At 67.3% G+C, this 22465-nt stretch carries 25 protein-coding genes; 23 read left to right on the top strand and 2 right to left on the bottom strand.

Annotation, left to right across the window (positions count from 1 at the left end):
- The first annotated feature begins 30 nt into the window (after positions 1–30).
- From NLX94_RS12810 to NLX94_RS12715, 19 genes are all read left to right on the top strand, one after another.
- Positions 31–1455, top strand: a complete 1425-nt coding sequence (locus NLX94_RS12810; protein ID WP_254382793.1) for a phage portal protein — start codon at positions 31–33, stop codon at positions 1453–1455.
- Complete coding sequence (locus NLX94_RS12805; protein ID WP_254382792.1) at positions 1452–2576, top strand: hypothetical protein; 1125 nt, start codon at positions 1452–1454, stop codon at positions 2574–2576. Before NLX94_RS12810 ends, NLX94_RS12805 begins: the two co-directional genes overlap by 4 nt.
- Before the next feature lie 4 nt (positions 2577–2580).
- Positions 2581–3072, top strand: a complete 492-nt coding sequence (locus NLX94_RS12800; RefSeq protein ID WP_254382791.1) for a hypothetical protein — start codon at positions 2581–2583, stop codon at positions 3070–3072.
- 140 nt (positions 3073–3212) lie between these two features.
- On the top strand, positions 3213–4214 hold the full coding sequence (locus NLX94_RS12795; RefSeq protein ID WP_254382790.1) for a hypothetical protein: 1002 nt from the start codon (positions 3213–3215) through the stop codon (positions 4212–4214).
- Between the two features lie 71 nt (positions 4215–4285).
- The gene (locus NLX94_RS12790) at positions 4286–4741 is read left to right on the top strand and encodes a hypothetical protein (RefSeq protein WP_254382789.1); all 456 of its coding nucleotides are present in this window, start codon (positions 4286–4288) and stop codon (positions 4739–4741) included.
- A complete protein-coding gene (locus tag NLX94_RS12785) occupies positions 4738–5073 on the top strand; it encodes a phage head-tail adapter protein (protein WP_254382788.1) in 336 nt (111 codons plus the stop codon). The genes NLX94_RS12790 and NLX94_RS12785 overlap by 4 nt, the downstream gene beginning before the upstream one ends.
- Positions 5073–5456 (top strand): DUF5403 family protein, encoded by a 384-nt coding sequence (locus tag NLX94_RS12780; protein ID WP_254382787.1) that lies wholly within the window; start codon positions 5073–5075, stop codon positions 5454–5456. The genes NLX94_RS12785 and NLX94_RS12780 overlap by 1 nt, the downstream gene beginning before the upstream one ends.
- Positions 5456–5950 (top strand): hypothetical protein, encoded by a 495-nt coding sequence (locus tag NLX94_RS12775; protein WP_254382786.1) that lies wholly within the window; start codon positions 5456–5458, stop codon positions 5948–5950. The genes NLX94_RS12780 and NLX94_RS12775 overlap by 1 nt, the downstream gene beginning before the upstream one ends.
- A gap of 75 nt (positions 5951–6025) precedes the next feature.
- Positions 6026–6763, top strand: coding sequence for a hypothetical protein (locus tag NLX94_RS12770; RefSeq protein ID WP_254382785.1), 738 nt, complete (start codon positions 6026–6028; stop codon positions 6761–6763).
- 50 nt (positions 6764–6813) lie between these two features.
- Positions 6814–7152: a phage tail assembly protein gene (locus NLX94_RS12765; protein WP_254382784.1), complete on the top strand. Its 339-nt coding sequence runs from the start codon at positions 6814–6816 to the stop codon at positions 7150–7152.
- A 197-nt stretch (positions 7153–7349) separates the two neighbouring features.
- Complete coding sequence (locus tag NLX94_RS12760; RefSeq protein ID WP_254382783.1) at positions 7350–7523, top strand: hypothetical protein; 174 nt, start codon at positions 7350–7352, stop codon at positions 7521–7523.
- 3 nt (positions 7524–7526) lie between these two features.
- Positions 7527–11525 carry a hypothetical protein gene (locus tag NLX94_RS12755; protein ID WP_254382782.1) on the top strand — a complete coding sequence of 1333 codons (3999 nt, stop codon included), beginning with the start codon at positions 7527–7529 and terminating at the stop codon, positions 11523–11525.
- Positions 11522–12361: a phage tail domain-containing protein gene (locus NLX94_RS12750; protein ID WP_254382781.1), complete on the top strand. Its 840-nt coding sequence runs from the start codon at positions 11522–11524 to the stop codon at positions 12359–12361. The genes NLX94_RS12755 and NLX94_RS12750 overlap by 4 nt, the downstream gene beginning before the upstream one ends.
- A gap of 22 nt (positions 12362–12383) precedes the next feature.
- Entirely contained in the window at positions 12384–14111 is a 1728-nt protein-coding gene (locus NLX94_RS12745) for a siphovirus ReqiPepy6 Gp37-like family protein (protein ID WP_254382780.1), read from the top strand.
- 87 nt (positions 14112–14198) lie between these two features.
- Positions 14199–15602, top strand: coding sequence for a tail fiber domain-containing protein (locus NLX94_RS12740; protein ID WP_254382779.1), 1404 nt, complete (start codon positions 14199–14201; stop codon positions 15600–15602).
- Complete coding sequence (locus NLX94_RS12735; RefSeq protein ID WP_254382778.1) at positions 15599–15946, top strand: DUF2746 domain-containing protein; 348 nt, start codon at positions 15599–15601, stop codon at positions 15944–15946. The genes NLX94_RS12740 and NLX94_RS12735 overlap by 4 nt, the downstream gene beginning before the upstream one ends.
- Positions 15947–15995: 49 nt before the next feature.
- Positions 15996–16769, top strand: a complete 774-nt coding sequence (locus tag NLX94_RS39330; RefSeq protein WP_308402417.1) for a peptidoglycan-binding protein — start codon at positions 15996–15998, stop codon at positions 16767–16769.
- Positions 16769–16987, top strand: coding sequence for a hypothetical protein (locus NLX94_RS12720; protein WP_254382777.1), 219 nt, complete (start codon positions 16769–16771; stop codon positions 16985–16987). Before NLX94_RS39330 ends, NLX94_RS12720 begins: the two co-directional genes overlap by 1 nt.
- A gap of 474 nt (positions 16988–17461) precedes the next feature.
- On the top strand, positions 17462–17944 hold the full coding sequence (locus NLX94_RS12715; protein WP_254382776.1) for a hypothetical protein: 483 nt from the start codon (positions 17462–17464) through the stop codon (positions 17942–17944).
- Between the two features lie 85 nt (positions 17945–18029).
- Here the strand turns inward: NLX94_RS12715 and NLX94_RS12710 are convergent, their stop codons facing one another.
- Together NLX94_RS12710 and NLX94_RS12705 are read right to left on the bottom strand one after the other, a co-directional pair.
- Complete coding sequence (locus tag NLX94_RS12710) at positions 18030–18812, bottom strand: IclR family transcriptional regulator C-terminal domain-containing protein (protein WP_254382775.1); 783 nt, start codon at positions 18810–18812, stop codon at positions 18030–18032.
- 103 nt (positions 18813–18915) lie between these two features.
- Complete coding sequence (locus tag NLX94_RS12705) at positions 18916–19866, bottom strand: zinc-binding dehydrogenase (protein WP_254382774.1); 951 nt, start codon at positions 19864–19866, stop codon at positions 18916–18918.
- 322 nt (positions 19867–20188) lie between these two features.
- Here NLX94_RS12705 and NLX94_RS12700 point away from each other — a divergent pair, with 322 nt between their 5' ends.
- The 4 genes from NLX94_RS12700 (at position 20189) to NLX94_RS12685 (ending at position 22440) form a co-directional block, all read left to right on the top strand.
- On the top strand, positions 20189–20458 hold the full coding sequence (locus NLX94_RS12700; protein WP_254382773.1) for a hypothetical protein: 270 nt from the start codon (positions 20189–20191) through the stop codon (positions 20456–20458).
- A 184-nt stretch (positions 20459–20642) separates the two neighbouring features.
- Positions 20643–21404 (top strand): hypothetical protein, encoded by a 762-nt coding sequence (locus NLX94_RS12695; protein WP_254382772.1) that lies wholly within the window; start codon positions 20643–20645, stop codon positions 21402–21404.
- Between the two features lie 54 nt (positions 21405–21458).
- The gene (locus tag NLX94_RS12690) at positions 21459–21887 is read left to right on the top strand and encodes a hypothetical protein (protein WP_254382771.1); all 429 of its coding nucleotides are present in this window, start codon (positions 21459–21461) and stop codon (positions 21885–21887) included.
- Positions 21888–22002: 115 nt separating this feature from the next.
- A complete protein-coding gene (locus tag NLX94_RS12685; protein ID WP_254382770.1) occupies positions 22003–22440 on the top strand; it encodes a hypothetical protein in 438 nt (145 codons plus the stop codon).
- The last annotated feature ends 25 nt before the right edge of the window (positions 22441–22465 follow it).

Raw genomic sequence — 22465 nt, 5'->3', positions numbered from 1 at the left:
TTGCAATAGTGTAACTAAGGTGGTGATCGCGTGGTCACAGCGACGTCCACCACCGCACTTGCCCGGCAGCTCCTTGGCATCCTTCATCGGGATGGCGAGCGGTTGCGGCATATCGACGACTACCTGCACGGTCGGCACGCGGACCCGTACATGCCGCCCCAGGCAGACGACGAGTACAGGCTCCTCGCTCGGCGCGCAGTGTCGAACTGGATGCCCCTGCTGGTCTCCACCCCCGCGCAGGCCCTCTACGTGGACGGTCATCGGCCGGGCACGGGAACCTCCGACTCGACCGAGCCGGACTCCGCCACCCCGGAATGGGAGCACTGGCAGAGGTCCCGGCTCGACGCCCGCCAGGCCGCCGTCTACCGGGGCGCCTTGACGTACGGGCACAGTTTCACCGTGACGGAGCGACGCCGTTCCGGCGCCGTCATGACGAAGGGCCTGTCCGCTCTCAAGACGTCCGCCCTGTACGAGGACCCGGCCAACGACCACACTCCGCACGCGGCGCTGACCGTGACGAGCTGGCCGCAGGACGACCAGCCGGGTACAGCCCGGATGTGGGATGCCAGGCGGGAGTACGCGGTCACCTTCCGGTCGCTGAGCGACGAGAAGTCGGTGCGCGTCCAGGGTGGCCTTCTCCATGGTTCTTCGGAGTGCCCGGTCACGCGCTTCGCCGCGTGGGTCGATCTGGAGGGCAGGACCCTTGGCGTCATCGAGCCGATGATCTGCGTCCAGGACCGCATCAACCAGACCGTTTTCGATCTTCTGCTCGCGCAGTCCTACGGCAGCACGAAGGTCAGGACCGTCACGGGCATGGCCCCACCGATCCAGCGCGATCCGGAGACCGGTGAGCCTGTGCTTGACGCCCAGGGCAACCCCATCCCCGTGCGGATCAACCACAACAGCCGCCGCTTCCTCTTCGCAGAGGACCCCGACGTCAAGTTCGGCTCCTTGGACGAAACGCCGCTCGGGGGCTTCATCGACTCCATCGACATGAGTATCCGCCACCTCAGTGCCCTCGCCCAGGTGCCCCCGCAGACAATCCTGGGGCAGATCGCCAACCTGTCCGCCGAGGCCCTCCAGGCCGCGGAAGTGTCCCTCAGCCGGATGATCTCCGAGGTCCGCACGGGCTTCGGCGAGTCCTGGGAGAGGGTCTTCAGGCTCGCGGCCGAACTAGCCGGCAATGCGTCCTCCGCTGAGGACTTCCGCGGTGAGGTCGTCTGGCGCGACATGGAGTCGCGCAGCCTCGGGCAGTCGGCAGACGCCCTCGGCAAGCTCCGTACACAGCTCGGCATCCCCGAGCGCGGCCTGTGGCGCAGGGTCCCCGGCGTCACCCAGACCGAGCTGGAGGACTGGGAGCAGATGCGCGAAGACGACGACTCGGTGGCCCAGCTCGCGGGCGCGCTCACCCGCGCGACCCCCGAAGCGGTGCCGACCGAGGAGGTGGCGGCGTGACCGGCCCGGCACGCCAGACCGAGACCGACGAGGCCTCGGCCGCCTTCCATGTCGCGCTGACACAGATCGGCGCGCAGACGACCGCCGAGGCCCTCACCCTGTGGGCGAACGTGCCGACCACGCTGCGGGCCGAGACGGCGGGAGGGTGGCTGCGGCAGGCAATCACCCTCGTCATGAGCCGCAGACGTCAGGCCCGCGATCTGGCGCGGGCGTACTTCCGGCTGGCCAGAGCGCTTCAGACCGGTACCACGGTGGCCGACCCGTACCACCCCGAGCCGTCCTACGTGACGCTCGGCGACCTGCGCCGTGAGTTCGCCGCCCTGGCCGGCACCACCGCTCCTCCCTCGTCGCAGGGTGGAGGTGAGGCCGCGACCGGCGAGTCCGGGGAAGTCTCGCCCCCGCCCGTGGCGGAGGAGTTCGACGAAGAGCCGGACGCTCCAGCGGGAGGCGGCGTCGAGGAGGGCCAGGAGCCCGACGACGACACCGACGACTGGGAGCAGGTCCTCGTCGAAGAGCTTGAGGGGCTGCGCGCGGAGGAAGAGCGCGTGGAGCGGGAGGCCGAGGACGAGCTCCGGACGGTCCTGGAGGCCCTCGGAACCCGGAACCTGGACAGACGTCTCGCTGACGTCGACAGCCTTCAACCCGCGAGGGACGCAGACGCGGCTCGCGCCGCAGCGCATCGCCAGGCCGGAGCCCAGCAGGCCGCCGCCTCCGCTCGGGTCGCCATGAACGGCGCCCGCTCCTCGACCTGGACCCACATGCGCCGAGACCGACGCTCCCTCGGGTACGTCCGCCTCTCCCGCAGCGGTACCCCTTGCGGCTGGTGCGCGATGCTCATCAGCCGGGGCCCGGTCTACAAGAGCCGGGCCTCCGCCACGTTCGGCGACGGCGACCGCTACCACGACAACTGCCACTGCTACGCGATGCCGATCTGGAGCTGGGGCCAGTACGAGTCGAGCGAGCTGACCGCGCTGTCGCGGCAGTACGAGTCCCTGTGGCCGAAGGTCACCAAGGGCCACACCGGCAAGGACGCGGTCAGCGTCTGGCGCCGCTTCATCCGTCAACAGCAGAGAACCTCCGCCCAGCAGGCGCGGACCGCGACCACCACCCCGGAGGCGTAACGCCATGTCCGAAGAGAACCCCGCTCCGGCCGAGGACGCCGAACCTGACGAAGAGCAGCCCCCGGCGGTGCCGGCTGAACAGGCGGACCCCGAGGGTGAAGGGGCGCTGCCGGAGTGGGCACGCAAGGAGCTGACGAAGGTGCGCGGCGAAGCCGCGAACTACCGGACCCGCCTGCGGGACGCCGAGACGAAGCTCAGCCAGGCAACGAGCCCCGAGCAGGTCGAGGCCGCGCTCGCCGAACTCAAGTCGCAGAATGCCGAGTTGGAGCGCTCCATCCTGCGGACCTCCGTCGCGCGGCGCTACGAACTCCCCGCCGACCTCGCGGACGCACTCCGCGGTGACGACGAGAAGGCGCTCGAAGCACACGCGAAGGTGCTGGCGAAGTACGTGCCGGCCGCGCTGCCTCCGTCGCTTGGCGGCGGACTTACCCCCGACGACGGGGGCGAAGGCGAGATGGACCCGCGCAAGCTGGCACGCCTCTCTCGCCGCATCTAGCACTCTTGAAGAAACGTTCCTTCTAAACCCCCGTGCCGAACTGGCCCGGGGGTTTTTTATGCCCGGGAGTTAGCACCACTTTGCCTACAGTCCAGCACCAGGTAGTAAAGCCGCAGAAGCTCGTCAACACTGCGGTCGGAATGCTTGAGCAGGAGCTCATCATTCCAAATCTGTTCACCAAGCAGGGCGTTGACCAGTTCAAGGGCGCCGAGAACGACACCATCTCCATGAAGGTCGAGGGAATTCTTCCCTTCCACGACTATGCGTGGCGAAACGACCGCTCCTCGCCGATCCAGTTCGACGAGTACAGCGAGCGGACCATCGCCGTGTCCTTCGGCGGCAACGTGTACTCGGCCGTCAAGCTGACCGACGAGCAGTACGACTTCGACATCGACGGCTGGGCCAAGCTGCTCCGCCCGCAGTCGAAGGCCGTCGCGCGAGGTCTCCAGCGACGGGCTATCAAGCTCCTCACCAGCCAGAACTACAACGTGACCATCGGGAACGTGGGGCGGAACTTGCGCTCCGCGCTGATCGAGGCTCGCCGAGTTCTGAACGCCTTCCACGCTCCGCGCGAAGGCCGCTACCTGCTGGTTGGCACGGAATTCGAGTCCGCTCTCCTCAACGACCCGGCGCTGAACTTGGCACAGAACGTGGGTGACTCCGAAGCCGAGAGCGCGCTGCGCACCGCCTCGATCGGTGAGCGCTTCGGTTTCCGCATCGTCGTCGACCAGACGATCCCTGCGGACAGTGCCTACGCCTTCGCGAAGTCCGGTTTCATCTTCCTCTCCGGCGCCCCGAGTGTTCCCCAGTCGGTTCCGTACGGTGCGACCACGAGTTTCGAATCCATCGCCCTGCGCTGGGTCCGCGACTACGACTCGCTCTACATGCAGGACCGCAGCGTCGTGAACACCTACGCCGGATTCCGCTCGGTACCCGACATCCTCGTGGGCTGGGACGCGGCCAAGGAGAAGGAAGTGATCTCCACCCAGGAGCACTTCGTGCGCGGCATCAAGCTGACCCTCGACGGCAAGAGCGACTACCCGGAAGCGGGCTCCGAGCTCGCCACCATCACAGGTGTCACCTCCGCCCGGGTCTTCACTCCGACCGGTCCGGCGGCAGAGAACGACCCCGCCAACGCCTGATCCGACCGGCGGCCGTGTGCACCTGATCTGAGGTTCGCACGGCCGCCGCGCCCTTCACGGAAGGAGCCGATTTGGCGTACGCCACCCTGGCCGATCTCACAGCCCGCCTGGACTGGGACCTCGACGACGACGAACAGCGCATCGCGGCCGGCGCCCTGGAGGATGCCTCTGAGCTCGCTGCGGCCTACGGCCGTGACTGGCCCGACGATCGCGCACCCCGACTCGTACGGACGCTCGTCCTCAAGGCGGCGTCGCGGTACATGAACAACCCGAACGGCTATACCCAGTCGCGCGCGGGCGACGAGACCCTCGCCTGGTCCGACATCGGCCGCGACGCGGGCACCGTCTTCTTCACCCACGAGGAGAAGCGCCTCCTGGAGGGACTGGCCGGTACCCGCCCCGGCCTCACCAGCGTGGTTGTCAGCTCCTGGGATTCACGCATCCGGGTCACGGACGGCGGGCGGGTTCCGGTCGACTACGGCGGTGACCGCTTCCCCCTGTACGGCGACTCGGTGAGCCCCTGGTGAGCGTGCAGCGTCGTCGCGGCCAGCCCGCACGCATCTGGAAGACGACCACGATCACCGACAGCCGCGGAAACGAAGTCGTGGTCGCGGACGCGGACGGCCCTCATCAGGTGCGGGTCGCCGCCATCCCGCAGCGCTCCGCCCGAGCCGAGGTGCCCGGCCAGCAGCAGATCAACGTGGTGCGGCTCATCGTCGACCCGCACCTCGACGACGTCACCCTCTGGTCCCGCGTGGAGTACGCCGGCCGCCAGTGGGACATCGTCTCCCCTCCCGCCTACCACCACGGCGACCGCCGCACCCGGCACTGGAGCATCGACATCCGGGAGCGGCCCTGATGGCCAAGGTCTACAAGAGCGTGGGCGGCCGGCAGCTGACCAAGATCCTGGCCCTCAACGAAGCCGTTCAGGCCGAGCTCGACGTCCGAACGTTCGAGATCGCCGTCCGGGCGGAGGAGCTGCTTGTCCAACACCGTGCCGACGGCCACGCCCAGATCGACATCGACGAGGGCAAGGTGGACCGCTTCGTCGTGCTGTCCGACGAGCGCGGCCAGAAGGCCGCTCTCAGCATCGAGTACGGCCGCCAGGCCAGCGTCGTCGTCCGCAAGGACAAGGACGGCAACGACTACTTCGACGTGGTCCCGCCCATGGACGGCCTCTACATCCTGGCCACGGCCGCGCACCTGCAAAAGAAGCGGAAGGGCAAGGTGAAGGTCGACTAGTGGCCGGCATCCCCCCGACCATCAAGGCCCTGGCTGAGCTCAGCCCGGTTGAGGACCTCCTCCTAGCCGTGCTCCGCCAGGGCCTTCCCGGTATCCGCGTCCAGTCCCTGATCAACCGAAGCCAGCAGTTCCCGCTCGTCCTGGTCCGCCGCGACCCGAGCTTCGGCGCGTGGGACGGCGACACACGCTTCACCGATTCCGCCCGGGTCGTCGTCAATACCTTCGCCGAGGACCCCGACGGCGACCAGGACGCCGCGATCCTGTCCGAGGCCGTGCGCGTCGTCCTGCGCGACGCCTGGCTCAACAACATCGTCGTGCCGGGTCGCGGCCACCTGACCCGCGTCGAGATGAACTCCGCCGGGCGCCGCGCCTCGGACTGGGCCACGGCCACCGGCCCCGTTCAGTACGCCGACCTCCCCACCGGAGTGTGGCGATACGAGTCGATCTTCGACATCACGATCCGGAAGCCGCGCGCCCGCCCCTTCCCCCTCTGACCACCCCCGGCACCAGCCCGGCCCGCTCCCCGGCAGGCCGGGCTTTCGCGTGCGCCCGCAAGAAGGATCCGCTCTTTGCCCATCAACGACCTGGCGACCCTTGTCGTCGGCACCGGCAACTACCTCACCGCCCCGGTGGGAACGCCGATGCCGGACAACCTGCTCACGCCCACCTCTCCGTGGTCTGCCGTCGGCCACACCTCCCTTGAAGACCTCTTCGGTCTGACCTCCGAGGGCGGCGAGGCCACCACCATCGGCACTCTCCAGAACAAGTCCCTCAGGACCAAGTACAGCCAGCGCACGGAGCAGATGACCTTCACGCTCCAGCAGTTCGACACCCCGGCGCTGAAGCTGTACTTCGGCGCCAACGCGCCGATCCTGCTGGACGGCTCCGTCGGCGTGCCGGCCGAACCGGTACCCACACAGGCCGCGTTCCTCGCCGTGTTCGTCGATGGCGAGAACCACTTCGCCTTCTACGCCCCCAAGTCTGAGATCTACCGGGCCGACGACATGTCCATCGCGGACACGGAGTCGCTGGCCGGTCTCCCGCTCGGCGTGAAGCCCATGGTCCACGGAAGCAACTCGTGGACGTACGCCGTGACCCCGCTCGGCGGAACCATCGCCACGGGCGCCACCGCAGGCGCCCCGGGCAGCTTCACGCCCTCCGGAGCCACCGCCCCGGCCAAGTTCGCGGCGCTGACCGGCATCACCGCCTCGCCCGCGACTGCCTGGACGACCGGCCAGCACGTCGTGCTCGGCGACGGCTCCAAGGCGAAGTGGACCGGTACGGCCTGGGCCGCCGGCATCGCCTGATCCCTCTTCCTCAGCTCCAGCACACCCCCTACCCCGGAGGTCCCTCCCCCATGGCTTCGTACTCCCTCGACGACATCCGCAACGCCGCAGAGGCCCGATACGGCTCCACCGACATCGACCTCGGCGCCGAGACCGTCCGCCTGCTCAACCCGCTTCGCCTTCCGAAGGAGCGCCGCGACCAGCTCGCCAAGCTCCAGGACCGCATGAGCGCCGAGGACGCTGACCAGGAGCTCCTGCTCTCCGAGGCCATCCGCCTCGTCGCTGAGCGCCCGGCGAGCGCGGACGCCCTCCTGGAGGCCGTGTCGGGTGACCTCGCGCTCTTGGCTGAGATCTTCGACGCCTACGGTCGGAGCACCCAGCTGGGGGAAGCCTCGGCCTCTGCCGCCTGATCGACGACTACGGGGAGGGCCTCTATCCAGACCTGCGGCTGCACTACGGCGTTGACCTCGCCGACGTCATCGCGGGCCGAGGGCCCTCCCCCGCTCTCGTCCTTCTTCTCGCGCGGAGGCTTCCCGACACCTCCCTCACGGTCGCGCTCGCCGCAGGCGGACGGGAGTTCCTCGGCTGGGGCCAGGACCGCCACCTGGTGGCCGATCTCTTCGACGCACTCAACGCCAACACGAGGGCGACCGGCCAGTGGGCGAAGGGCAAGGCCCCCAAGCTCCCCGAATACCCGCGCCCCAAGGCGACCACACCACAGCCCCAGCAGCGACCGGCGGTCACCGTCGCCCAGCTCTACGCCCAGTTCCAAGGGAGGTGACCGATGCCCGCAGGGCAGGTGATCGGCCGCGTGGCCATCAAGGTCCTCCCCGACACCGACGGCTTCCGTCGCCAGGCCGAGCGGCAGCTCGAACGCATCGAGCAGCAGCTCGACAAGCTCAAGGTCGGCACGAAGATCGACATGTCCGGAGCCTCGAAGGCGTTTATCGAGGAACTCCGGAAGATCAACTCGCGGAACCGGCAGTCCGACGCACGCAAGATCCGCTTCTACACCACGATCTCCACCGACGGTATGGCGACAGCCGTGCGGAACGCAGCACGCGAACTCCAGCACCGCGCCAACTCCCAGAAGATCGACTTCAAGGTCAACGACCTGAAGGCGACGGGGAAGGTCGAGCTTGACCTCGACCAGCAGTCGGCGGACCGCGTCAAGCGCAAGCTGAACGACTGGGCGAGCGACGTCTCGCCCCTGAAGGTCATGGTCGAGCTGGACATCGCCAACGGTGCCGGCGCTGCGGTCTCAGCTCGGCTCCAGGTGCTGACCCGCCCGCGCACGGTTCCCATCCTTCCCGAGCTGGACAACGGGGCGGTGGCCCGCGTCGGCACTGCGCTGGCCGCGCTCAGCGGCGCCCGGGTGATCAACTCGATCTTCGAGAAGCTCGGCAACACGCTGAAGAACCTCGACAGGAACGTTCCGATCATCGGGTCGCTCGCGGTCGCGATATCCGGCCTTGCCGCCTGGGGCCTCTCCGCGGCCTCGAACCTGGCCGCCCTGTCCGCGTCGCTCGCCCAGATCGGTTATGCCGGCCTGCTCCTGCCGGGCCTGCTCGGCGGCATGGCGGTCGGCCTGGGTGTAACGATCGCCGCCTTCAAGGACTTCAACAAGGTCATCCCAGAGGTCAAGAGCGCCCTCTCCGGCCTCCAGGACACGATCAGCTCGAACTTCTGGGCCCAGGCCGAGCAGCCCATCCGTGGCATGGTCGACGACCTGCTTCCGCGGTTCCGGACGGGCGTCGCCGACACTGCCACCGCGCTGGGAGGCTTCTTCGGAAGCCTCGCCACGAACCTCGGCACCTCGCTCTCTCCGGCCCTGGACCAGATGTTCCGGGACCTGTCCCAGTCCATCGCCAACGCGACCCAGGGCACGGACACCTTCGCGTCGATCATCGCCACCCTTGGCAAGGTCGGCACCTCGTACCTCCCTCAGCTGGCCAACTGGTTCGTCTCCATCTCGGAGAAGTTCGACGGCTTCCTCCAGAGGAAGGGCGAGAACGGGCTCAAGGCGGAGATCGACCAGGGCATCCAGTCCCTCAAGGACCTCGGGTCGGTCCTCTACAACACAGGCGGCATCCTCGCCGGAATCGCCCGCGCGGCCGAGGCGGCTGGCGGCTCCTCGCTCGGGATGCTCGCCGGAACCCTGGAGCGTATCCACAGCACTGTGGACAGCCCGGCGTTCCAAGAGGGCCTGACCGGCGTCTTCCGCGCTGCCCACGAGGCGATGAGTCAGATCGCCACGATCTCCGGACCGGCGGTCAAGAACTTCTTCGCAGAGTTCGCCCAGCTCGCGGAAACGATCCTGCCGCAGGTCGGCGGGATCATCGGCACGGCACTGGACGCCATCGCCTCGGCGCTCGCCCAGCCAGCTGTCACCGACGGCATCCGTGCGATGTTCAACGGCATAGGCTCTGCCGTCGCCGACCTCGCGCCGGCCATGGCCCCCGTCGGCCAGGCGCTCGGCGCCCTGATGCAGGTCGTCGGGGCCTTCGCCGCGATGCTCGGCCCGCTGGTCGCCGCAGTGATCACCCCGCTGGCCATGGCGTTCACCGCCCTCGCTCCCGCGATCATCCCGATCGTCAACCTGCTGGGCACACTGCTGACTGCGGCCGTTCAAGCCGTCGCCCCGCTGGTCGTCCAGCTCGCCGAAGGGCTCCAGCCGATTATCTCGGCCATGGCCGAGGGCCTGGCCCCGATCATCCCCGTCGTCTCGGCCGCCCTCCAGACCGTCGCTGCCGCGCTGAGCCCGCTGATCGAGGTAGCCCTCCAGCTCCTCGAAGCGGTGATCAAGCCGCTGATCCCGGTAGTCAACGAGATCGTCGCGGCGGTCCTGCCACCCCTCGCCGATGCCCTGGCGAGGGTTGCCGAGGCAGTCACGCCTCTTCTTGAGGTTCTGACCGAAGTCGTCGACTTCCTGATGCCGATCCTGGGCCCGGCCATTGTCTTCATCGCAGAGTTGCTGGGCGACGCCCTGACCCAGGCGATCAACGGCGTGGCGATGGTCTTCGAAGGCGCCATACAGATGATCAAAGGCGTCTGGGACATCTTCGCCGGCATCTTCACGGGCGACTGGGAACGCGTCTGGACCGGCATCAAGTCCTTCGCGTCCGGCATCTGGGACTGGATCAAGGGCGCCTTCCTGATCCTCATCAACATCGGGATCCTCGGCGTCGGGAAGAAGATCCTCGGCCTCTTCAAGGGCCTGTGGGACAACTCCTGGTCCGGCATCAAGTCCATCAGTTCGTCCATCTGGAACGGGATCAAGGACAGGTGGAACGGATTCCTCGACCTCCTTGGCTCGCTCGGCCGATCCGCGATGTCCGGACTGCGAACCCTCTGGGACGACGCCTGGAACGCGATCAAGAGCAAGGCGTCTTCCATTTGGGATGGGGTCAAGGGCCTGTGGAACTCCTTCCTCGACACCCTCAAGTCCCTTGGCAGCTCCGCCATGTCAGGCCTGAAGTCCATGTGGGACGACGCCTGGAACGGCATCAAGACCCTCTACTCCCGAGCCTGGGACGGCATCAAGGACGCCGTCAAGGACGGCATGCTGATCGTCGTACGCACGGTCGGCGAGCTCCCGGGCAAGGCCCAGTCCGTGCTAAGCGGGATCCAATCGGCCCTGATCGACGCGGGCAAGAAGCTGATCAGCGGCCTGATCGACGGCATCAAGTCCATGTTCGGCTCGGTCAAGGACACCCTCGGCAGCCTGACCAACAAGTTCAAGGACTGGAAGGGCCCCCCGAAGAAGGACAAGATCCTTCTCTACGAGGCGGGTCAGATCATCATCAAGGGCCTGATCAAGGGCTTGGAGTCCCAGTACGGCAAGGTGAGGGACTCCCTCCAGAACCTCACCGCACGGATCCCCAAGGACGCTTCTCAGGGACTGCGCGAGCGCATCTCCCGCGACCGCACCCAGCTCCTGAAGCTGGCCGCCCAGTGGGAGGCCGGTTCGAAGCGGCTGGAGGCGGCACGCGACAAGCTCGTCCAACTCCGCAAGGAGGCACAGGACTACGCGGGTCGCGTCGTTGACCGGATCGTCGACACCGGCGACGTCACCAAAACGAAGGACGGCTCCTTCGCCGGGATCGTCACCAAGCTGAAGCAGGCCGTCGACCAGGCGAAGCGGTTCGCCAAAGCCCTTGCAGTACTCAAGGCCAAGGGACTGTCCCAAACGGCGATCGACCAGATCGCCACGGCTGGCCCGGAAGCCGGGCTTACCGCAGCCGAGTCGATCGCTGCGGCCGGCAAGGACGGCATCGACAAGATCAATGCCCTTCAGGCCGAGCTCGCCAAGTACGCGAAGCAGGCCGGGAAGACCGCCTCTGACGCCATGTACGCCAACGGAGTCGCGGTCGCCGAAGGCATCGTCAAGGGACTGGAGGTAAAGCAGAAGGACATCGAAAAGCAGATGCTGAAGATCGCAGACGCCATGGTCGAAGCGATCAAGAAGGCCCTCGGCATCCACTCCCGCAGCGGGGTCTTCGCCACGCTGGGCGGAAACATCGGCCAGAGCCTGGCCCAAGGCATCACGGACGAGCGGCCTCGTGTTGCTCGCGCGGTCGACGACCTGGTGGACACGACGACGGTCGCACGCCCGAGCACAGTACGCGGCCTGTCCGCCGCCGTAGGCCGGGCAATGGCGGCGGCACCCGCGAACGGCGGGACAACGAAGATCCTCAACTACTACGCGGCACCCGGCAACAGCCTCTCCTCGCAAGAGGACCTCTTCGCCGCGGCTGGCCGAGCTCGGATGGTGGGCTGGTGACGCTGGTACTGGAGAACGACGTCGACACCCTGCGGCTGGACGAGGGTGAACAGACGGGCCACGGGATACAGGCCCTGGCCGGCATGACCGGCCTGGGCCTGCCCCCGGTCGCCGCTCAGTGGCTGGAGGGTGCCGGAGACGGAGCCCGCTACCGGGGTCAACGCGTCCTTCCCAGAGAGGTGGACCTCCCCCTCGACATCGCCGGCCGCGACCGGGCGCACCTTCAACAGCTCGTCTCGCGGCTGGCCCGCATGCTGTCCGGCCCATGCCGCATGGTCTTCATCGACGAGGACGGCGTGCGATGGTCCACCCTCGTCGTCCGCGTCGGTGGCGGCGACTACCCGTATACCGGCGGCCTGGACGTACAGACCACCGTCACCCTGCGCGCCCCCGATCCGTACCTCCACTCCTCCGTCATCTCGACGGAGCGGATTGGCATGCAATCGGGGCAGCCGTTCCTGTCGAGCCTGGCTGCCCTTCCTGTCGCCTCCAGTCAGGCCATCGGCGAGATCAGCGTGGACAACCCCGGCGATGTGGACGCCTATCCGACGTGGGAAATCGTCGGGCCGGGCAAGGACCTCACCCTCACGTCGCCCCGTGGCGAAATCCTTCGTTGGACGGGCACCCTCGCTGCGGGCGAACGGCTGATCATCGACACCCGGGCGGCGACCGTCAAGGACGCCAAGGGCGCGAACAGGTACACGCTGCTGGACACGGCACCCCGCTTCTGGACGCTACCGCCCGGCATCTCCACGGCCGGGGTCAGCCTCCTCGACACCACCACGGCATCCCGCATCACCTGCTCCTGGCGTCCCCGAATATGGATGGTGATCTGACCTGAACCTGTCCGACCTGACCGTGGAAGTCAGACGCGCCGACCTGACCCGCGTCGGGCTGATCCGCCCCGAGGACCTGACCCTCACCCTGGAGATCGCCCACAACAACATCGGGTCCTGGTCCCTCACCCTTCCCACGGAGCACGAGCTAGCCGACGTGCTGCTGACCCCCGGTTCGGGCCTGATCTTCACCGGCCCCACCGACGTCCTGGCATCCGGTCCCATGACGGCCTACGAGCACGCTGCCACCCCTGAGGACCGACGCGGTTCGATCGCCTTCAGCGGCGTTACCGACAGCCTGATCCTCTCCGACATGTTGGCTTGGCCCGAGCCCGCCAATCCCGATGTCTCCAAGCAGAAGCTCGGACACGACACCCGCACCGGGCCCGCAGAAAGCCTGATGCACGCGTACGTCGCCGCCAACATCGGCCCGAGTGCCCCACCGGCAAGACGGCGACCGTCGCTGGCCATGGGCATTGACCTCGCTCGCGGAAGCACCATCACGAAGTCCGCTCGGTTTCCCACCCTCGGCGAGCTTCTATCCGAGATCGCCGCCCCGGCCGGCCTCGCCTTTCGTATCGTGCAGCGCGGGTCACAGCTCGTGTTCGAGACCGCAGCAACGGCGGACCGTACCCGCGAAGTCCGCCTGGACGTTGCGGCAGGCACCCTTGCCGGCCAGCGGGTGGCGGTCACCACACCTGGAGCCACACGGGTCATCGTGGCTGGCCAGGGTGAGCAGGAAGCCCGGACCCTCCTGCCCATTGAGGATGCGACCTCCATCGCCGCCGAAGCAGCCTGGGGCCGACGCATCGAGCGCTTCGTCGACCAGCGCAATACGAACGACGTCGCCGAGCTCACCCAGGCCGGCAAGGAGGTACTCGCGGAGTCCGGGTTCACCGGCACCGCCGTGCAGGCCGTCCCCGTCGAGGACTCGTCGATGGAGATGGGAATTGACTGGGGGCTTGGCGACCGCGTCACCGTGATCGCAGGCGGACGAGAGCTGACCGCGCCCGTCACGGGCATGATCATCAAAGCGGGAGACAGCGGTTTCCAGGCCGGAGCCCTCCTCGGCGACCCCGTCCCCCTGGACCCCAACGCGGCTGCCACCCGGCAGGCCCAGACCGCAGACTCCCGGATCTCCTCCCTGGAACGTACGGCAGAGCCCGTACCGCCGGGCCCCCGCGAGCTCACCCCTGAAGCCTTCACCCAAGCCACACCGCCGCCCGACTATCCGAACGGCGCGTCCGTCCTCTACCTCACCGCCGCCGACGCAACCTCCGGCGCCTGGGACTTCGGCGGGAAGTACGGCTTCCTCCGAACCATCCGGGCCACCAACGGAGACGCCGCACAGACCTGGAGCCGCGTACACGCCGCGACCACGACTCACGAGGAATGGCACCGAGGCGGCAACAAGTCCAGCGGCTGGAGCGCCTGGCGGCAGGGCGCCTTCGACACGATCCTTCCACCTGCGGGCGTGACTCAAGCCGCGCTGCCCAGTACCTATCCCGCAGGAGTCTCCACCCTCACCATGAACTCCGACCAAGCCGCAGCAGGAAGCTGGGAGTTCGGCGCAGGGGGACGGTTCGGCGTGCTCCGCACCATCCGTCCGTCCGGAAGCACCTTCGCCTCCCAGCAGTGGCTACGCCTCAGCCCGACCACCGTTGAGGAGTGGCTTCGCTCAGGTGCCGACAGCGGTGGATGGACCCCTTGGCGCAAGGTCACTTTCGAGGCGGCGAGCACCCCGGCGTAACACGGCCTGCCCCCCTTCTGCCTCCCCCACCACTAAGGACAACCAGACCCTTTGGCCATCACCTCGTACCCCTTCGACGGTCAGGCAGTGTCCGAATCCCAGTTCGGTCTGCTGTTCCGCGAGTTCTCGGATTCCGGAATCGCAGCCTCGGCTTCCGCCTCCAACTTCTTCGCGAGTGCCGACGGCACCGCGATGACCGTCAAGGTGACGGGCGGCTTCGCGGTCGTCCGCGGACATGCCGTCCTCTCGACCGCGACCGAGACCCTGGCCATCGCGGCCCCCGGGGCCGCTGCCCGCACTGATCGCATCGTCCTTCGCCTCGACCCCGCCGCCAACTCCATCACTCTCGCCGTCCTTCAGGGCACGGTCGGTGCGGCGGCCCCCGCGCTCACACAGACGGACACGGGCATCTATGAGCTGCCGCTCGCCACCGTGGCCGTCGGTTCATCCGTCACAACGATCACCGCAGCAGCCATCTCCCCCGACCGCAGATTCGTCGGTGGCTCCGTTGGCGTCTGGACCACCTCTACCCGCCCGGCGTCGCCTCGCCTCGGCAAGGTCGGTCTCAACACCAGCACCGATTCCTTCGAGTTCTGGACCGGATCCGCCTGGACCTCGCTGATCCCACCGATCTCCTGGTCCAGCCTGACCGGCAAGCCCTCCACCTTCACCCCGAGCACCCACGGGCACAAGTGGGGCGACATCAGCGACGCTCCGGCAACCCTTCCGCCCGGACCCCACACCCACCCCTGGAACGAGGTCACAGGCAAGCCGAGCACCTTCCCACCGGAAAGCCACGCGCACTCCTGGTCGTCCGTCACGAGTAAGCCGAGCACCTTCCCGCCGGCAAGCCACGGGCACGACTGGGACGAGGTCACGGGAAAGCCAAACTCGTTCCCGCCCTCGTCACATCAGCACGAATGGGCGTCGGTCTCCGGCAAGCCGACCACGTTCCCCCCAGCCGGGCACTCCCATGGGTGGAACGACATCTCCGGCAAGCCCGGCCAGTTCCCGCCGACAGATCACTGGCATGGTCAGTACCTCGACTCCGGGGGCACGATCTCCTGGGCCAACGGCTCCAAGCAGCCACACAACAACTCGGCCAGCGGGTCCGGCACTTGGTACGCAGTATGGGTCGAGGGCGACGGCACGTTCTGCCGGAACACCAGCTCCATCCGCTACAAGGAGAACGTCCGGGACATCCGCATCCGACCTGAGGACGTCCTCGCGCTGCGGCCACGGATCTACGACCGAAAGCCCACCGAGGACAAGCCCGACGCCCGAAAGGACGAGTACGGCCTGATCGCCGAGGAAGTGGCGCAGACCCTCCCTGAGATCGTCACGTACAACGAGGAGGGCCAGATCGACGCCCTCCGGTACGACCTGCTCGGCGTCGCCCTGCTCCCCGTCGTGCAGGACCAGTCACGGCGCATCACCGACCTGGAAAGGCGGCTCGCCTCCCTCGAAGGCCGGTTCGCGGAGGCCCCGTGACCACAGCCCTCGCCCCCACCGCCCAGGCAGCCCTGATCTCGGCGGCCGGCGCGGTGCTGGTGGCCCTGGTCGGCGTCCTGGTCGAACTCGTCCGCCGCCAAGGCGCAGCGCTCGCAGAGGTACGCGACCACGCCCAAGAGGCCCGCGAGCAAGTTTCCAACGACCACACAACGAACCTCCGCGACGACGTCGACCGCGTCATCCGGGGCCTCGACCGAGTCCTCGACGGCCAGGAACACCACGCCGAAGAGCTCTCATCCCTCCGGCGCGAGATCGCCCACGAACGTGTCGAACGCCTGGCCGTCGCCGAGCGCCTCGACCGGCACCTCACCGAACCCAACTGACCCGCACTGCACCCAGGCCCCCTCCGGAACTCCGGACGGGGCCTTCGTCATGACCAAGGAGTTCTTCCTGAGCATCAACATCGTCTCCCGTTCGGCCTGGGGCGCAAAGCCGTGGAACGGCACCCCGGACACCGTGCCGCTGAGTGAGCGCACCGAATACTTCGTCCACTACGACGGCGGCGACCCCGTCAGCCGGACTGGCAGCTCGGTTCCGCAGGCAATCGAGCGGACCCACCGCGCCCAGGGCTGGTCGGGCATCGGCTACAACTTCGCCATCGACCAGAACGGCGTGATCTACGAGGGTCGCGGCTGGACCCTCCAGGGCGCCCACTGCCCTGACCACAACCGCTCCGGTATCGGCGTACAGATCGCCATCGGCGGCGATCAGGCCCCCTCGGAGGCGGCCCTGCGATCTGCTCGCGCCCTGTACAACGAGGCATGCCGGCGCACCGGCCGGAGCCTCGCGAAGAAGGGCCACAAGGACGGATTCGCGACCGAGTGCCCCGGGCCCCGCCTTTACTCCTGGGTGAAGGCGGGCATGCCCGTCAGCGGTACTGGCATCGACAACGGGGACACGCCGTTCCCGGGCCGCGGCGCCTTCGTCCTGGGGAAGACCCACCCGGCGGTGACGGCCCTCGGCAAGCGCCTCGTGGCCCACGGCTTCGGCCGTTTCTACAAGGAGGGTCCGGGGCCGCGCTTCACGGAGGCCGACCGGTCCGCGACCGCAGCGTTCCAGCGCGCACAGGGCTGGAGCGGGTCCGACACGGACGGATACCCGGGGCCGACCACCTGGTCCCGCCTGATGGCTCCGGCAGGCCGCTGATGAGCAAGATGCTGATGCCCGGCTCGAAGCCGCCCAGCCTCGTAAGCCTGCTGCCCGTTCGATACCGCACACGCGCCGGGGCGATTCTGGCCGTGATCGGTGTCGCAGTGAGCGTCGCGGCCATCGTGTACGCGGACAGCCCCGAGGTGGCGGTCATCGTCCAGATCATGACCGCCCTTGGCGTCGTGGCCCCGTCCGAGAGCGACGACACCGAGTGACAGACACAGCCCCCACCAGTCAACGCTGGTGGGGGCCTTCCCTTGTTTCCCTACGCCTTGCCCGCAGCCTTCGCGGCTTCGATTTCCTCTAGGGTCACGACCTTGCGTGCTCGTCGGCCCTTGGGCTCCGCGCGTGCAGCAGTCCGCGGTGCCGGCCGAGACTGCGGCTCGTCGACCGGCCCCGGGGACTCGCCCGGTTGGCCGAGTACCTCCTCGAAGGGTGCGGCATCGTCGCTGCAACGGACGGTGACGCCCGAGCGGCCGCTACCCGGCTCCGTAATGGTGTAACTAGCGACCGGGACGCCGACCCTCCGGCAGACGTCGCAAACTTCTACCTCGATCAGCACAACCCTTACGTCTCCTCGTTCGTCTTGACTCGTCCAACTATTACATGCCACTGTAGAGCCGTGCCTGCTGCCGCAACAATGGCCATGCACTCTTGAGAGGACCATCAAACCAGGGAAGGGTGGACACATGGGCCGTGCGAGCAAAGTCAAGAACCACGACGAGGCAAAGCGCTGGCTCGCTGAGGGCAAGTCGTACGCCTGGATGGTGCAGAAGTACCAGGAGAAGTACGAGACTGAGACCACGCCCAGCTATTGGGCCGTCTACAAGAACCGTGCTGGTCTCCCACTTCGGATCGCCCGCGACAATGACCTCATCCCCTGGAAGGTAGAACAGCCTCATCGCTGGGCCTACGACCTTGTGATGCTCCGTTTTGAGGCCCGGCGCCGCGCCGTCGAGCAGGGCGACACAAACCTAAAGCCTCTCTCGGATTACGACGAGACTCGACTTTCGTCCTGGAAACGGGGTCTCGCAGAGGCCAACGCGGTGGTCTATTACGACCCCACGACGGAGGACGGATTCTTTCTGGTCCCTCGGGAAGAATCCGACACCGACATCGTGCGCGCGATTCGCCCCGGAGATCCCGCAAAGCCTCGCAGTACGGATAAGTGAGATCCACCAATAGCAGCGTGAGCCACCCCCAAGATTGATCGGGGGTGGCTCACTGCTTTTCGCCCAGGTTGGCCGCGGAGGCGCCTCAGGGCGCCGCTGCGATCCGGCTGAGCACTTCGCCTGCCATGAGTGTTGCGGCGACCAGCCCGCTCACGTCCTCAGGCATCTCCTGCGCCGGAATCCACAGCAGGAGCGATCCCTGAATGGTCTGATCCCACATCACGGGAACAGCGACGGAGTCCCAGCCGCTCATGCATTCCTGCCGCCCGACGGCGAAGCCGGAGTCGAGGATGTCCTTGAGCGACTCGACAAGCACATCGTTGTCGCGGATGACGCCCGGGCCGACGCCTTCGGGCACCTGCTCGGCGAGCACCTTCTCCTGGAAGGGTGCCGGCATGTGCGCGAGGATTACCCGCCCGCTCGCCCCCGTGCGGAGGGAGCGACTGTACTTGACCAGCTCGAACGGATCGATCCCGATCGACTTCGGATCGAAGTCCCCGATCGCGTAGTCCGTACAGATGCGCCTGGTTCCGACGACCGCGTAGTAGGCAACCAACCCGCCCGTCGACCGCTGGAGCTTGTCGAGGACGGCGTGCGTCATCTCCTCATCGGGCGTCTGCGCAAGCGCCTGCATCGAAAGCAGGAACGCGCCAGGACCAAGGCGATAGAGCTGGCGCCCATTCTCCTTCACCTGGGCAAAAGTTCCGTCGGCGAGCCCGTCCTGTAGCACTCGATAAACGGTTGCTCTGTCGAGACCCGTCACCTTGGAAATAGCCGCAGGTCCGTGACAATCCCCGTCGAGGTCAGCAAATGCTCGCTGAACTAGAAATACCCGCTTGCCGTGTGCCGTGCCCTTGGCCGTGGTCATTGCTTCCCCTGAACAAAACGCAGCGCCGCCTCCCTGGGCGGCGCCGCGAATACCTGTGGTCTCAAGTCTGCGCCTGTGCGAAGTGCAGACTTAGAGATCGATGTTACTGCCGAGTTTGCTTGATCATTACCTTGCCCGTCGTCAGTCTGGCCTCAAGATCCATGTGCGCCCTCGCTGCCTCATCACTGTTGTAGCAGGTGCCTACGACAGGGCGCAGATCTCCGCGCGCCGTGGCCGCGAACAGGGCGGCCATCGAGTCGCGCAGGGCGTAGCGCACGCCGTAAAGGTTCGGCAGCCAGAATCCCGATACGGACTGCGACTTCTGCATGAGGTCCGTGATGGATGGTGAACGCCGCTCCCCCGACACGCATCCATAGACGGCCATGCGACCACGAGGGGCGAGAGCAGCGAGAGTTGAGTCGAAAACCTCGCCCCCCGTCATCTCCAGCGCACACGACACGGGGCCCTCATTGGCTTCGATGATGCGAGCCGTGAGGCTCTCCGTCCAGGACGAGTCCAGGACGACGTCGGCGCCCAGAGCGCGAACCAGCTCGACCTTTGCCGGGCCTCCCGCCAGGGCGACGACTCGGGCACCTGCAAGTTTCGCGAGCTGCACAGCGAGGGACCCGACACCACCGGCCGCGGCCGGCACCAGGACCGAATCCCCCTTGGTGATCCTGATCACGGAATGCAGCAGATGCCACGCGGACTGTCCCTGGAGGGTCAGAGCCACAGCCTGCTCGTCGCTGACCTCATCCGGAACATCCCAGGTCAGGAGGCGGCGCACGAGGGCCTTCTCGGCATAGCCGCCGCCCTGGCAAAGGGCGACCACGCGGCGGCCGTCGGCCAGCGTCCCCATGACTTCGTTGCCGGGGATGATCGGGTACTCAACCTGCGCCAGATAGTCACCCTGCCGCACATGAACGTCGGCGTAGTTGACGCCAGACCGCGACACGGTCACCACGTGGTGGCCTGCGATGGGCCTCGGATCCGGGACCTCCAGCTCTCGGAGCACCTCCGGTCCGCCGGCCTGAGACATCACAATCGCGCGCATGTTGATCCTTTGCTGGGTTAGCTGTATCGACCACCTTATGTGCGCCCCAGAAGGATTCGTCTCGTCATTTCACGTGGCGAAACGAGTCGACGCCGATTCTCGTTTCACGTGATGAAACGAGACCGCGCTCATTTCACACGGCGAAATGAAAGGCTGTTTCAATTCCTAGAAAGCGTCCTAAATCACTCGGGCCGGAACCTCAGAGTCCAGTACGGTTTGCAAGGGTTGACCAAAGGGTCACCCTGCGGGCAGGATCTAGGCTCGCACGAACGTTCGACAGTCCGGCGCGGGGAAGCGCCGGCACGGGGAAAGGGGCCGTCGGATGATGCATGACCAGGGGGCGGTCTCCATGTGTGAAGCCGAGCCGATCAGGCGGGCCGAAGTCCTGTACCTGCCAGGCGTCGCCCTGCACGTCGCCGAGGACCAGTCGGACTGCCACATCACGGTCAGCCCCAACCATGCCCCGGACCACCTGCGCCGCATCCTCAAGGTCGCCGAGCAGCGCGGCCTTGGACTCCTTGACCAGGACGAATGCGAGCCGACCTTGCTTGCGGACGACTCCGTGCGCCTCTACCTACAGACTGCCGCCTAGCCACTTGGAGCCCGATTTGCCCCTGACCCTGACCGCCCTTCCGGCCCCTGCTGTCCCTCGTGACGGATGGGGGCGCCCTCTCGTCGTACCCAAGAGCGGCGGGACTCCGAAGCCGTTGACGAGGACGACCACGTACATCGACTGCATTGAGGACAAGTCGGCCCTAACCGCCTGGAAGGGTCGCATGACCCTCGTTGGCGCATCACGCGAGCCCGCCCTTGTGGCACGAGTGAAAGAGTTGGACCCTGGCAGCCGGGAAGGCAAAGCCGCGCTGGACGAGCTCACCGAGCGGGCTGTGAGCCTCGCCGGAGCGAACAGGAAGCGTGAGCACGGCACCCATCTGCACACGCTCTCCGAGGCCGTAGACCGCGGGGAGCCCCTGCCCCTTGGCGCGTCGGACCGCGACCTGGCCGACATGGCGGCGTACAAGATGGCGACTGTCGGCTTCGACACGGTGGCCATCGAACAGTTCGTCGTCGTGGACGAACTCGGCGTAGGTGGCACCTTCGATCGCCTCCTGCACTACTCGGGCCCAGGTCCTGACGGCCGCCCGTTCGAGGGCCTGCTGATCGGCGACCTGAAGACCGGATCGGTGCAGTATGGCGGCCTCAAAATGGCCAGCCAGCTCGCCGTCTACGCCCATGGTGAGCGCTACGACCACACGCGCTTTCCGGTGGACGGGCGCGACAAGAAGGCCCTGGCGGCATGGCGAAAGACGGTGGTGCCGGCCGAGGAGGCTGCGGCTGCGTACACCGAAGCGCCTGGCGTATCTCAGGACTGGGGCGTGATCATCCACCTGCCTGCCGGGGAGGCGAGGTGCACCCTGTACTGGGCAGACCTGCGGGTCGGCTGGGAGGCGGCGCTCCTGGCCCGCGACATCCGCCGCATGCGATCCACCCGGGGGGCACTCGCCGAGTTCGGCAGCTCAGCCCGGCGAATCGTTTGATAGAGTGTAACTACGCACCGGGGGAGGTCCCCGGACCGCGTGAAGGGAGCAGCGATGCCCGAAGAGGGTCAGTCGATCATCATCAAAGTCCCATATGGGGCAGGCGCCTCAGAGGTTACCTTCGGCGGCACCGAGAACAGCCTCCGCGAAAGGCTCTGCCTCTTCTTCGGGCTAGATTGCAAGAGTGTAACCACCCTTTCTCTTCACGAGATTCTGGTGGAGGTCGGCCAGCTCGCCAGAGGCTCGGAGCTCATCGCGTCCGACCTGGGCGCGCATGTCGTCCCGCAGGCCTCCCCGCTACCGACTTCAGCACCGCAGGCGGCCCCCACGGGTAGCCCGTCCGCAGCCATCCTGGAGCAGATCGCCGCATGCCGAACGGCTGATGAGCTGCGGCGCCTCTGGGCAACGAACCAAGCCGCCTTCAGCGATTCGCCCGTCATGGACGCCTGGAAGGCGCGCGGCCGAGCACTCCAGGCGTCGTGATGGGTCGCCGCCTTCTCGGCGCGGCTGTCGCCGTCGTCCTCGCCGCCGGGCCGCTGAAGCCCCGCCTCCCCCACACCCCGTACCCCGTTCACCGAAAGAGTGGAGATCAGCACTAGTGACCCTGAACCTCAAGAGCATCCCGACGCAGGCCGGCGGTTGGTTCAAGCCGAAGGAAGTGGCCGACTCCGTCGCCATCCTCGTCGAGGTCTCGGCGTGGGAGCGACAGCGCCCCACCCCCAACGGCCCCAAGGACAGCGCACTTTGTGACGTATCCGTCTTCCGGACCCCGGAGCAGCTCTCTGCGCTGACACCCGAGGTCTCGAAGGGGATGCGAATCGAGCAGACCGTCCTGGCCCGCGATCTGGAGACGATGGTCGACAGCGCCGTCCTCGTCACCGTCGCCCAGGTGCCGCCCACGAAGCCCGGCGCGCACCCCGCGTGGGTGTGGCGGCAGGTCAACGATCCGGCGATCCGGGCCCAGGTCATCGCCTACGCCGAGCAGCGCGACAAGGCCGTCGAGGCCGCGGTGACCGCAGCGCCCACCTTCGACTGACGCATCGGCCAGCAGGAGGGGGCGG

The sequence above is a fragment of the Streptomyces sp. TBY4 genome, assembly GCF_024213195.1.
Lineage (GTDB): Bacteria > Actinomycetota > Actinomycetes > Streptomycetales > Streptomycetaceae > Streptomyces.
Note: the sequence above shows the minus strand (reverse complement) of the source record. Positions and strands in the feature narration are given on the sequence as shown.

What these genes read in the sequence shown, in the direction of transcription:
- NLX94_RS12780 (WP_254382787.1), top strand. Translation starts at nt 5,073, where the DNA reads ATGGCCAAGGTCTACAAGAGCGTGGGCGGCCGGCAGCTGACCAAGATC.
- NLX94_RS12690 (WP_254382771.1), top strand. Translation starts at nt 21,459, where the DNA reads ATGCCCGAAGAGGGTCAGTCGATCATCATCAAAGTCCCATATGGGGCA.
- NLX94_RS12695 (WP_254382772.1), top strand. Translation starts at nt 20,643, where the DNA reads ATGACCCTCGTTGGCGCATCACGCGAGCCCGCCCTTGTGGCACGAGTG.
- NLX94_RS12765 (WP_254382784.1), top strand. Translation starts at nt 6,814, where the DNA reads ATGGCTTCGTACTCCCTCGACGACATCCGCAACGCCGCAGAGGCCCGA.
- NLX94_RS12720 (WP_254382777.1), top strand. Translation starts at nt 16,769, where the DNA reads ATGAGCAAGATGCTGATGCCCGGCTCGAAGCCGCCCAGCCTCGTAAGC.
- NLX94_RS12710 (WP_254382775.1), bottom strand. Translation starts at nt 18,812, where the DNA reads ATGACCACGGCCAAGGGCACGGCACACGGCAAGCGGGTATTTCTAGTT.
- NLX94_RS12795 (WP_254382790.1), top strand. Translation starts at nt 3,213, where the DNA reads ATGCTTGAGCAGGAGCTCATCATTCCAAATCTGTTCACCAAGCAGGGC.
- NLX94_RS12800 (WP_254382791.1), top strand. Translation starts at nt 2,581, where the DNA reads ATGTCCGAAGAGAACCCCGCTCCGGCCGAGGACGCCGAACCTGACGAA.
- NLX94_RS39330 (WP_308402417.1), top strand. Translation starts at nt 15,996, where the DNA reads ATGACCAAGGAGTTCTTCCTGAGCATCAACATCGTCTCCCGTTCGGCC.
- NLX94_RS12700 (WP_254382773.1), top strand. Translation starts at nt 20,189, where the DNA reads ATGATGCATGACCAGGGGGCGGTCTCCATGTGTGAAGCCGAGCCGATC.
- NLX94_RS12755 (WP_254382782.1), top strand. Translation starts at nt 7,527, where the DNA reads ATGCCCGCAGGGCAGGTGATCGGCCGCGTGGCCATCAAGGTCCTCCCC.
- NLX94_RS12715 (WP_254382776.1), top strand. Translation starts at nt 17,462, where the DNA reads ATGGGCCGTGCGAGCAAAGTCAAGAACCACGACGAGGCAAAGCGCTGG.
- NLX94_RS12705 (WP_254382774.1), bottom strand. Translation starts at nt 19,866, where the DNA reads ATGCGCGCGATTGTGATGTCTCAGGCCGGCGGACCGGAGGTGCTCCGA.